The sequence below is a fragment of the Rhizobacter sp. P3_B12 genome (genome assembly GCF_056402895.1).
This window is the reverse complement of the sequence record NZ_JBFUGN010001806.1, coordinates 1-505: the sequence shown is the minus strand read 5'-3', so window position 1 is coordinate 505 and position 505 is coordinate 1. Positions and strand designations below refer to the sequence as shown.

The 505-nt window shown below is 66.7% G+C and carries 1 pseudogene; it reads left to right on the top strand.

The features are described from left to right. Positions 1-281: 281 nt before the first annotated feature. Positions 282-505, top strand: a pseudogene (locus tag AC1D01_RS38335) (DUF1800 domain-containing protein); the annotation flags it as partial.

Sequence of the window (505 nt, the reverse complement as noted above, 5' to 3'; positions counted from 1 at the left end):
GGGTCAGATAGCGGCGCAGCAGGTCGCGGATCCGGGCATCGTCATCGACCACGACAACGCGGTCGGGGCGGGCAGTGGCAGTGGGCGTCATCGACGGCTCCGTTGATTTGTAACAGCCGAGATTGTGCGCAGGTTCGATCCGGTTTTTGGGGGCTCCGGACCATCTGTTACAAATCTTGCGACACGGCTTTTCGGGTTTGGCAAGTGAAGGTTTGTGAAGGTCGGCAAGAGTTGTCGGCGAAGCTGGCGGCCGGTTCGTTGGGGGCCGACTGGAGAAACGCATGACGCTGAACGAAAGCGATGCCCGCCACCTGCTGACCCGCACCGGCTTCGTACCGTCGCCGCAGCARCTCGCGCCCTGGATCGGCCTGAGTGCCGAGGCCGCCGTCGATCGGCTGATCGATGCGGCGCGCGGCGCGCGCCCCCTGCACCCGCCGCCCGACTTCACGCGCGAGGCGATCCGCACGCCGCTTGGCCAGTTGCCCGACGAGGACGCCCGCAAGGC